A 9,204-nucleotide genomic window follows, 5' to 3' on the forward strand; every position below is an offset into this window, starting at 1 on the left:
ATGTTAATGCCAAAACGCGTAAAATATCGTAGAGAGCATCGTGGTAAAATGCGTGGTCGTGCTAAAGGTGGAACTGAAATTGCTTTCGGTGAATTCGGTTTACAAGCACAAGCTGCTTCATGGATTACAAACCGTCAAATCGAAGCTGCTCGTCGTGCAATGACTCGTTACATGAAACGTGGCGGTAAAGTATGGATTAAAATTTTCCCTTCTAAACCTTACACTGCAAAACCTCTAGAAGTACGTATGGGTTCCGGTAAAGGGGCACCAGAAGGCTGGGTAGCAGTAGTAAAACCTGGGAAAATTATGTTCGAAATCGCGGGTGTATCTGAAGAGGTAGCACGCGAAGCATTACGTCTTGCAGCTCACAAGTTACCTGTGAAATGTAAATTCGTAAAACGTGAAGAAAATGGTGGTGAATCTAATGAAAACTAATGATATTCGTGAATTAACCACTGCCGAAATCGAAACAAAAGTTAAAGCTTTAAAGGAAGAGTTGTTTAATCTTCGCTTCCAACTTGCTACAGGACAATTAGAGAATCCAACTCGCATTCGTGAAGTGCGTAAAGCAATTGCTCGTATGAAAACTGTAGTTCGTGAAAGAGAGATCGGAATTAATCGATAAATTGAGGGGAGGTTTGCATAGTGAGCGAACGTAACCAACGCAAAGTTTATACTGGTCGTGTAGTGTCTGACAAAATGGACAAAACGATTACAGTTTTAGTTGAAACTTACAAAACTCATTCCTTGTACGGAAAACGTGTTAAGTATTCTAAGAAGTACAAAGCCCATGATGAGCAAAACCAAGCGAAACTTGGCGATATCGTTAAAATCATGGAAACTCGCCCGCTTTCTGCTACTAAGCGTTTCCGTTTAGTTGAAATCGTTGAAGAAGCGGTTATTATCTAAATAGACGAATCGGAATTTTTAGTCCGAAGGGAGGTTTCATAACATGATCCAACAAGAATCTCGTTTGAAAGTTGCTGACAACTCTGGTGCACGTGAACTTTTAACAATTAAAGTATTAGGCGGCTCTGGTCGTAAATATGCTAACATTGGTGACATTATCGTTGCTACGGTAAAACAAGCAACACCAGGTGGCGTTGTTAAAAAAGGTGACGTTGTTAAAGCAGTAGTAGTACGTACGAAGAGCGGAGCTCGTCGTCCGGACGGTTCTTACATCAAATTTGATGAAAACGCAGCGGTTATCATTAAAGACGATAAGAGCCCACGTGGTACTCGTATCTTCGGACCAGTAGCTCGTGAATTACGTGATAGCAACTTCATGAAGATCGTTTCTTTAGCTCCAGAAGTTCTATAATTTAAGGTATTGCCTTGCTAAGGAGGTGCAGAATTAAGATGCATGTAAAAAAAGGTGATAAAGTACAGGTAATCACTGGTAAAGACAAAGGAAAACAAGGCGTTATCCTTGTGGCTTTTCCAAAGCAAAACCGTGTTATCGTTGAGGGTGTCAATATCGTTAAGAAGCACTCTAAGCCATCTCAATTAAATCCACAAGGTGGAATTATTACTAAAGAAGCACCTATTCACGTTTCTAACGTTATGATTTTAGATCCGAAAACAGGTGAACCTACTCGCGTAGGCTTCAAAGTAGAAGATGGTAAAAAAGTTCGTATTGCAAAAAAATCTGGTGAATTATTAGATAAATAATTTTCTTAAGAAAGGAGGTCACTTCATTGAATCGCCTTAAAGAGAAGTTCCAAAAGGAAATTACTCCTGCTCTAGTGAGCAAGTTTAACTATAAATCTGTAATGCAGGTACCAAAAATCGAAAAGATCGTAATCAACACTGGTGTTGGTGACGCGGTATCTAACTCAAAAGCGTTAGACAACGCAGTAGAAGAATTAACACAAATCACAGGTCAAAAACCTGTTGTAACTCGTGCTAAAAAATCAATCGCTGGTTTCCGTCTTCGTGAAGGTATGCCAATCGGTGCGAAAGTAACTTTACGCGGCGAGCAAATGTATGAGTTCTTCGACAAATTAGTATCAGTTTCTTTACCACGTGTACGTGATTTCCGTGGTGTTTCTAAGAAATCATTCGATGGTCGTGGAAACTATACATTAGGTGTTAAAGAGCAACTTATTTTCCCTGAGATTGATTATGATAAAGTAAGCAAAGTCCGCGGTATGGACATCGTAATCGTTACTACAGCGAAAACTGATGAAGAAGCTCGTGAACTTTTAACACAATTCGGTATGCCATTCCAAAAATAATGGAAGCCAACGCTAAGTAGAGGAGGCGAAAACGTGGCTAAAAAATCTATGATAGCGAAACAAAAGCGTACTCCTAAGTTTAAAGTACAAGAGTATACACGTTGCGAACGCTGCGGTCGTCCGCATTCTGTATACCGCAAATTTAAACTTTGCCGTATTTGTTTCCGTGAACTTGCATATAAAGGTCAAATTCCTGGTGTTAAAAAAGCTAGTTGGTAAAACCCACAAATGGGAAGGAGGTAAAACACATGGTGATGACAGATCCAATTGCAGACATGCTTACTCGCATCCGTAATGCGAACATGGTACGTCATGAGAAATTAGAGGTTCCTGCTTCTAAAATCAAAAAAGAGATCGCTGAACTTTTAAAACGTGAAGGTTTCATTCGTGATGTAGAATACATCGAGGATAACAAACAAGGTATCCTTCGTATTTTCCTGAAATATGGTGCAAACAATGAACGTGTAATCACTGGATTAAAACGTATCAGTAAACCTGGCTTACGCGTTTACGCTAAAGCTGACGAAGTACCACGTGTACTTAACGGATTAGGTATCGCTCTTGTTTCTACATCTAAGGGAGTAATGACAGACAAAGACGCTCGTCAATTACAAACTGGTGGAGAAGTAGTAGCATACGTTTGGTAATATATATTTAAAACGAACGGAGGTGTGACCACATGTCTCGTATTGGTAAAAAGATTCTTGAAATCCCTGCAGGTGTTACTATTACAGTTGCAGAAGACAATACTGTAACAGTAAAAGGCCCTAAAGGTGAATTAACTCGTACTTTCAATGCTGATATGCTTATCAAAATTGAAGAGAATACATTAACAGTTGAGCGTCCATCTGAACAGAAGGAACACCGTGCATTACACGGTACAACTCGTGCTTTAATCGGAAACATGGTTGAAGGTGTAACTGAAGGTTTCGCACGCGGACTTGAATTAGTCGGTGTTGGTTACCGTGCTCAAAAACAAGGTGATAAACTTGTATTAAGCGTAGGTTATTCTCATCCAGTAGAAATGACTCCGGAAGCAGGTCTTGAAGTTGAAGTACCTGCACCAACTAAGATCGTAATTAAAGGTATCGACAAGCAACGTGTTGGCGAATTCGCTGCTAACATCCGTGCTGTACGTGCTCCTGAGCCTTACAAAGGTAAAGGTATTCGTTACGAAGGCGAAGTTGTTCGTCGTAAAGAAGGTAAAACTGCTAAGTAAACCCGTTAGGTGAGAGAAAGGAGTGACAAGAATGATCACTAAAGCTGATAAAAATGCGACTCGTAAGAAAAGACATGCACGTGTACGTGCTAAACTTACTGGTACTGCAGAGCGTCCACGTTTAAACGTGTTCCGTTCTAACCAACATATTTACGCTCAAGTTATTGATGATGTGAATGGTGTAACGTTAGTAAGTGCATCTACTCTTGATAAAGACCTTGCTCTTAACGGTACTAGCAATATTGAAGCTGCTACGAAAGTTGGAGAATCAGTTGCTAAGCGTGCTGTAGAGAAAGGCGTTAAAGAAGTAGTATTTGATCGCGGTGGTTACTTATACCATGGCCGTGTTAAAGCTCTAGCTGAAGCTGCTCGTGAGGCTGGATTACAATTTTAATGGTCAAAGGAGGGAAAATTGATGCATCGCATTGACCCAAGTAAATTAGAACTTGAAGAACGTGTAGTTACGATAAATCGTGTCGCGAAAGTTGTTAAGGGTGGTCGTCGTTTCCGCTTTGCTGCACTAGTTGTAGTTGGCGATAAAAACGGTCATGTTGGATTCGGTACTGGTAAAGCACAAGAGGTACCAGACGCAATCCGTAAAGCTATCGAAGACGCTAAGAAAAACTTAATCGCTGTACCATTAGTTGGTACAACAATTCCACACACAATCAACGGTCATTTTGGCGCTGGTGAAGTATTCTTAAAACCTGCTGCTGAGGGTACTGGTGTTATTGCTGGTGGACCTGTTCGTGCGGTCCTTGAATTAGCTGGTGTACAAGATATTCTTTCGAAATCTCTTGGTTCTAACACACCAATCAACATGATTCGCGCTACTGTGAACGGATTAAGCGAACTTAAGCGCGCTGAAGATGTTGCAAAATTACGCGGTAAATCTGTAGAAGAGCTACTAGGTTAAGGAGGGAAAACAAATGGCGAAAAAGTTAGAAATTACCCTCACTCGTAGTGTAATTGGTCGTCCACAAGATCAACGTGCGACGGTAGAAGCTTTAGGTCTTAAAAAGTTGAATTCAACTGTAGTTAAGGAAGAAACTCCTGCTATTCTTGGTATGATCAACAAAGTTTCTCACCTTGTAACTGTAAAAGAAGCTTAAGGATAACTCATTAATATAAGGAGGTGCCTGGGAATGAAACTTCATGAATTAAAACCTGCAGAAGGTTCTCGTAAAGTACGTAACCGTGTCGGTCGTGGTATCGGTTCTGGTAACGGTAAAACTGCTGGTAAAGGTCATAAAGGACAAAACGCACGTTCTGGCGGCGGTGTTCGTCTTGGCTTCGAAGGTGGTCAAACTCCATTATTCCGTCGTTTACCAAAACGCGGCTTCACAAACATTAACCGTAAAGAGTTTGCTATTGTAAACTTATCAACGTTAAATCGTTTTGAAGATGGTACAGAAGTAACACCTGAATTATTGCTGGAAACTGGCGTTATCAGCAAGTTAAACGACGGTGTTAAAGTTCTTGCAAGCGGAGCAGTAGAGAAAAAACTAACTGTTAAAGCGCACAAGTTCTCTTCAAGTGCTAAAGAAGCAATTGAAGCAGCTGGCGGATCAGTTGAGGTGATCTAATGTTTCGTACAATCTCCAACTTTATGCGCGTTGCTGAGATAAGACGTAAAATATTATTCACTTTAGCGATGTTAATCGTATTCAGGATTGGCACGTTTATCCCCGTGCCATTTACAAATGGAGACGTACTGAAGGCACAAGATCAATTAAATGCTTTAGGTATTCTAAATACATTTGGCGGTGGAGCCTTGAAAAACTTCTCCATCTTTGCGATGGGAATCATGCCGTATATTACAGCATCCATCATCGTGCAATTATTGCAGATGGATGTTGTTCCTAAATTTTCGGAATGGTCGAAGCAAGGTGAAATGGGCCGTCGTAAATTAACGCAATTCACGCGTTACTTTACAATTGTTCTTGCGTTTATTCAGGGGTTTGGTATGTCAATCGGTTTTAACGGTATGGTAGGTGGACAATTAATTTTGAATCCAGGTTGGAGCACTTATTTATACATTGCTACGGTACTGACTGCTGGTACTGCATTTTTAATGTGGTTAGGTGAACAGATTACAGCTAAAGGTGTAGGTAATGGTATTTCCATCCTTATCTTTGGCGGTATTGCCGCAGCGATCCCAAGTGTTATATCTCAAGTGTATCAGCAACAGTTTCAAAATATCGGAGATCAATTGTTCATGAGTATCGTTAAAGTTGCATTGATTTTACTAGCTGTGCTAGCAGTTATTGTGGGTGTTATTTTCATTCAACAGGCTGTTAGAAAGATCCCAATTCAATATGCGAAGCGTGTAACAGGAGGAAATGGTGGTTATGCTGGAGCACAAAACACACATTTACCGCTTAAGGTAAATAGTGCTGGTGTTATTCCAGTAATTTTTGCTGTTTCATTCTTAATTACGCCTCCGACTATTGCACAGTTCTTCCCGAAACATGATGTATCGCAGTGGATTATTGCAAACTTTAACTATTCTCACCCAGTGGGAATGATCATATATGTTGCGCTCATTGTAGCCTTCACATATTTCTATGCATTTGTTCAGGTTAATCCAGAGCAAATGTCAGAGAATCTAAACAAGCAAGGTGGATATGTTCCAGGTATTCGTCCGGGTAAGAATACGGAACAATATCTAACAAAAATCTTGTATCGTTTGACCTTTGTAGGATCAATTTTCCTAGCAGCGATTGCAATCTTACCAGTTATCTTTACGAAATTGGGAAATCTTCCTCCATCTGCACAGATCGGTGGAACGAGTATGTTAATCGTTGTCGGCGTTGCTTTAGAAACAATGAAGCAGCTAGAAAGCCAACTGGTAAAACGCCATTACAAAGGGTTTATCAAGCAGTGAGTAAGTGGGAAGAATTGTCTTCCCTACATGCTCATGTACTCTGAGGGGGAACAAGGATGAACTTAATTTTAATGGGGCTTCCTGGTGCTGGTAAAGGTACACAAGCCGAACAGATTGTTGCCAAGTATAACATCCCTCACATTTCAACAGGAGACATGTTCCGTGCAGCTATGAAGGCTGAAACTGAAATGGGTCTACAAGCAAAATCTTTTATTGATAAAGGTGCACTTGTTCCAGATGAAGTTACAATCGGAATCGTTCGTGAACGTTTAAGTCAAGACGACTGCGTAAGAGGTTTCTTACTAGACGGTTTCCCACGAACTGTTGCACAAGCATCAGCTCTTGAAGAAATTATGAAAGATCTTGGCAAAAAAATCGACTATGTTTTAAACATTAATGTGGATTCAGGGTTGTTATTAAAACGCCTTACAGGCCGTCGCATTTGTAAAGAGTGCGGTGCGACTTACCACTTAGAATTCAATCCACCAGCAAAAGCTGATGTGTGCGATAAATGTGGTGGCGAATTATATCAACGCTCTGATGACAATGAAGAAACTGTAGCAAATCGTTTAGATGTAAATATTAAGCAAACAAAACCTTTGCTTGATTTCTACGAAGAGCTTGGTTATTTACAAAGCATTAATGGTGAGCAAGATATCAATAAAGTATTTGCTGATATCGATGTTCTCATCGGAGGCTTAGCGTAATGATAATCTGCAAAACTCCTCGCGAGATAGAAATCATGCGAGAAGCTGGCAGGATCGTTGCTTTGACTCATCAAGAGTTGAAACAGCACATTACTCCAGGAATTACAACGAAAGAGCTCGATCAAATAGCGGAAAAGACGATTCAAAAATATGGTGCTACGCCATCTTTTAAAGGATACAACGGATTTCCGGGGAGCATATGTGCTTCTGTAAATGAAGAGCTTGTACACGGAATTCCAGGGAAGCGCAAGCTCAAAGAGGGCGATATCATCAGTATCGATATTGGTGCGAAATACAATGGGTACCATGGAGATTCTGCATGGACGTATCCAGTTGGAAACATTTCTGAATCTGTTCAAAAGCTACTTGATGTCACAGAAAAATCGTTGTATCTTGGTCTAGAACAAGTAAAACCAGGCGAGAGATTATCAAATATCTCACATGCGGTTCAAACCCATGCTGAAGAGAATGGATTCTCGATCGTTAGGGAGTATGTTGGTCACGGAATCGGGCAAGACTTACATGAGGACCCTCAAATCCCGCACTATGGTCCACCAAATAGAGGCCCTAGATTAAAGCCGGGAATGGTCATCTGTGTTGAGCCGATGGTGAATCAAGGAAGACGATATGTAAAAACACTATCTGATGACTGGACAGTGGTAACGGTAGATGGTAAATGGTGTGCCCATTTTGAGCACACGATTGCTCTTACAGAAGCAGGATACGAAATCCTTACCACTTTATAAGTAGCTGGCTCTCCGGGATTTCAGAGCAGTGTAAAATGTTACTGATTTGAAGAAGGGAGAACTATTGAATGGCTAAAGATGATGTAATTGAAGTCGAAGGTACCGTTCTTGAAACGTTGCCAAATGCTATGTTCAAAGTAGAATTAGAGAATGGGCATGTCGTATTGGCTCACGTTTCTGGTAAAATCCGTATGAACTTCATTCGTATTTTACCAGGAGACAAAGTTACGGTAGAATTATCTCCGTACGATTTAAATCGTGGTCGTATTACGTACCGTTTTAAATAATATAGCACTCCGTAATCTTTAAGGAGGTTCGAGACATGAAAGTAAGACCGTCAGTTAAACCAATCTGCGAAAAATGTAAAGTTATTCGTAGACGTGGAAAAGTAATGGTTATTTGTGAAAACCCTAAACATAAACAAAAACAAGGTTAATCAGAAGGAGGTGCATTCGTAATGGCACGTATCGCAGGTGTAGATATTCCTCGAGACAAACGCGTTGTTATTTCTTTAACTTACGTATTCGGCATTGGTCGCACAACTGCTGAAAAAATTCTTGCTGAAGCAGGTATTTCTGAAGAAACACGAGTTCGTGATTTAACGGAAGACGAATTAGGACGTATCCGTGATATCATCGATCGTATTAAAGTTGAGGGAGACCTTCGTCGTGAAGTATCTCTTAACATCAAACGTCTAATGGAGATCGGTTCTTACCGTGGTCTTCGTCACCGTCGTGGTTTACCAGTTCGTGGTCAAAACTCTAAAAACAATGCTCGTACACGTAAAGGTCCACGTCGTACAGTAGCAAATAAAAAGAAATAATAAGTAAAGGAGGTTGAACTAACAATGGCACGTAAAACAAACACTCGTAAAAAACGTGTGAAAAAGAATATTGAAGCTGGTATAGCTCATATTCGTTCTACTTTCAACAACACAATCGTAACACTTACAGATACTCACGGTAACGCACTTTCTTGGTCTAGTGCTGGTGCACTTGGTTTCCGTGGATCTCGTAAATCTACTCCATTCGCTGCGCAAATGGCTGCTGAAACTGCTGCTAAAGCTGCAATGGAACACGGTTTAAAAACTTTAGAGGTTACTGTTAAAGGTCCTGGTGCTGGTCGTGAAGCTGCAATTCGTGCTCTTCAAGCTGCAGGTCTAGAAGTAACAGCAATTAGAGATGTTACTCCAGTTCCTCATAATGGATGTCGTCCACCAAAACGTCGTCGTGTGTAATTTTTCTGTATAGAATTTTCCCTTTTGTCTATAATGGATATGATGCATTATCGAGAAATTTCGTACAGAAACATCGCTTGTTGTGCACAATCGGGAACTGCCTAAGGGGGACTTTCGGTTAGACAGGGGTTATACCTTTGTTTAACCGGGGTTTCGACGTTTTGAAGGAGG

The 9,204-nt window shown here is 40.6% G+C and carries 20 protein-coding genes; all 20 read left to right on the top strand.

All coding sequences use genetic code 11. From position 1 onward, the window contains the following. The 20 genes from rplP (at position 1) to rpsK (ending at position 9,033) form a co-directional block, all read left to right on the top strand. Complete coding sequence (gene rplP, locus BLT20_RS27935; RefSeq protein WP_000928969.1) at positions 1-435, top strand: 50S ribosomal protein L16; 435 nt, start codon at positions 1-3, stop codon at positions 433-435. Beyond that, positions 425-625 carry a 50S ribosomal protein L29 gene (gene rpmC, locus BLT20_RS27940; protein WP_000855718.1) on the top strand — a complete coding sequence of 67 codons (201 nt, stop codon included), beginning with the start codon at positions 425-427 and terminating at the stop codon, positions 623-625. The genes rplP and rpmC overlap by 11 nt, the downstream gene beginning before the upstream one ends. 20 nt (positions 626-645) lie before the next feature. Continuing rightward, entirely contained in the window at positions 646-909 is a 264-nt protein-coding gene (rpsQ, locus tag BLT20_RS27945) for a 30S ribosomal protein S17 (protein WP_000004106.1), read from the top strand. A 43-nt stretch (positions 910-952) separates the two neighbouring features. Then, on the top strand, positions 953-1,321 hold the full coding sequence (rplN, locus tag BLT20_RS27950) for a 50S ribosomal protein L14 (protein WP_000615912.1): 369 nt from the start codon (positions 953-955) through the stop codon (positions 1,319-1,321). Positions 1,322-1,359: 38 nt separating this feature from the next. Further along, a complete protein-coding gene (rplX, locus tag BLT20_RS27955; RefSeq protein WP_000558200.1) occupies positions 1,360-1,671 on the top strand; it encodes a 50S ribosomal protein L24 in 312 nt (103 codons plus the stop codon). A 26-nt stretch (positions 1,672-1,697) separates the two neighbouring features. Beyond that, complete coding sequence (gene rplE / locus BLT20_RS27960) at positions 1,698-2,237, top strand: 50S ribosomal protein L5 (RefSeq protein ID WP_001080831.1); 540 nt, start codon at positions 1,698-1,700, stop codon at positions 2,235-2,237. A gap of 33 nt (positions 2,238-2,270) precedes the next feature. Next, positions 2,271-2,456, top strand: a complete 186-nt coding sequence (gene rpsN / locus BLT20_RS27965) for a 30S ribosomal protein S14 (RefSeq protein ID WP_001085700.1) — start codon at positions 2,271-2,273, stop codon at positions 2,454-2,456. 29 nt (positions 2,457-2,485) lie between these two features. Next, on the top strand, positions 2,486-2,884 hold the full coding sequence (gene rpsH, locus BLT20_RS27970) for a 30S ribosomal protein S8 (protein ID WP_000245511.1): 399 nt from the start codon (positions 2,486-2,488) through the stop codon (positions 2,882-2,884). Positions 2,885-2,916: 32 nt separating this feature from the next. Beyond that, a complete protein-coding gene (gene rplF / locus BLT20_RS27975) occupies positions 2,917-3,456 on the top strand; it encodes a 50S ribosomal protein L6 (protein ID WP_000086558.1) in 540 nt (179 codons plus the stop codon). A gap of 31 nt (positions 3,457-3,487) precedes the next feature. Beyond that, positions 3,488-3,850, top strand: a complete 363-nt coding sequence (rplR, locus tag BLT20_RS27980) for a 50S ribosomal protein L18 (RefSeq protein WP_000628816.1) — start codon at positions 3,488-3,490, stop codon at positions 3,848-3,850. A gap of 21 nt (positions 3,851-3,871) precedes the next feature. Then, positions 3,872-4,372, top strand: coding sequence for a 30S ribosomal protein S5 (rpsE, locus tag BLT20_RS27985; RefSeq protein ID WP_000554646.1), 501 nt, complete (start codon positions 3,872-3,874; stop codon positions 4,370-4,372). A 13-nt stretch (positions 4,373-4,385) separates the two neighbouring features. Then, a complete protein-coding gene (gene rpmD / locus BLT20_RS27990) occupies positions 4,386-4,568 on the top strand; it encodes a 50S ribosomal protein L30 (protein ID WP_001085234.1) in 183 nt (60 codons plus the stop codon). Between the two features lie 33 nt (positions 4,569-4,601). Then, positions 4,602-5,042: a 50S ribosomal protein L15 gene (rplO, locus tag BLT20_RS27995; RefSeq protein WP_000766081.1), complete on the top strand. Its 441-nt coding sequence runs from the start codon at positions 4,602-4,604 to the stop codon at positions 5,040-5,042. Further along, a complete protein-coding gene (gene secY, locus BLT20_RS28000; RefSeq protein WP_000490117.1) occupies positions 5,042-6,343 on the top strand; it encodes a preprotein translocase subunit SecY in 1,302 nt (433 codons plus the stop codon). Before rplO ends, secY begins: the two co-directional genes overlap by 1 nt. Before the next feature lie 56 nt (positions 6,344-6,399). Next, positions 6,400-7,050 carry an adenylate kinase gene (locus BLT20_RS28005; RefSeq protein ID WP_001048989.1) on the top strand — a complete coding sequence of 217 codons (651 nt, stop codon included), beginning with the start codon at positions 6,400-6,402 and terminating at the stop codon, positions 7,048-7,050. After that, the gene (gene map, locus BLT20_RS28010) at positions 7,050-7,796 is read left to right on the top strand and encodes a type I methionyl aminopeptidase (RefSeq protein ID WP_000582539.1); all 747 of its coding nucleotides are present in this window, start codon (positions 7,050-7,052) and stop codon (positions 7,794-7,796) included. The genes BLT20_RS28005 and map overlap by 1 nt, the downstream gene beginning before the upstream one ends. A 68-nt stretch (positions 7,797-7,864) precedes the next feature. Next, a complete protein-coding gene (infA, locus tag BLT20_RS28015) occupies positions 7,865-8,083 on the top strand; it encodes a translation initiation factor IF-1 (protein ID WP_001029884.1) in 219 nt (72 codons plus the stop codon). A gap of 35 nt (positions 8,084-8,118) precedes the next feature. After that, a complete protein-coding gene (gene rpmJ / locus BLT20_RS28020) occupies positions 8,119-8,232 on the top strand; it encodes a 50S ribosomal protein L36 (RefSeq protein ID WP_000868344.1) in 114 nt (37 codons plus the stop codon). Between the two features lie 21 nt (positions 8,233-8,253). Further along, positions 8,254-8,619, top strand: coding sequence for a 30S ribosomal protein S13 (gene rpsM, locus BLT20_RS28025; RefSeq protein WP_000090788.1), 366 nt, complete (start codon positions 8,254-8,256; stop codon positions 8,617-8,619). Between the two features lie 24 nt (positions 8,620-8,643). Continuing rightward, positions 8,644-9,033, top strand: coding sequence for a 30S ribosomal protein S11 (rpsK, locus tag BLT20_RS28030; protein WP_000101798.1), 390 nt, complete (start codon positions 8,644-8,646; stop codon positions 9,031-9,033). The last annotated feature ends 171 nt before the right edge of the window (positions 9,034-9,204 follow it).

Origin of the sequence: Bacillus sp. cl96, assembly GCF_900100505.1 — a bacterium.
Lineage (GTDB): Bacteria > Bacillota > Bacilli > Bacillales > Bacillaceae_G > Bacillus_A > Bacillus_A cereus.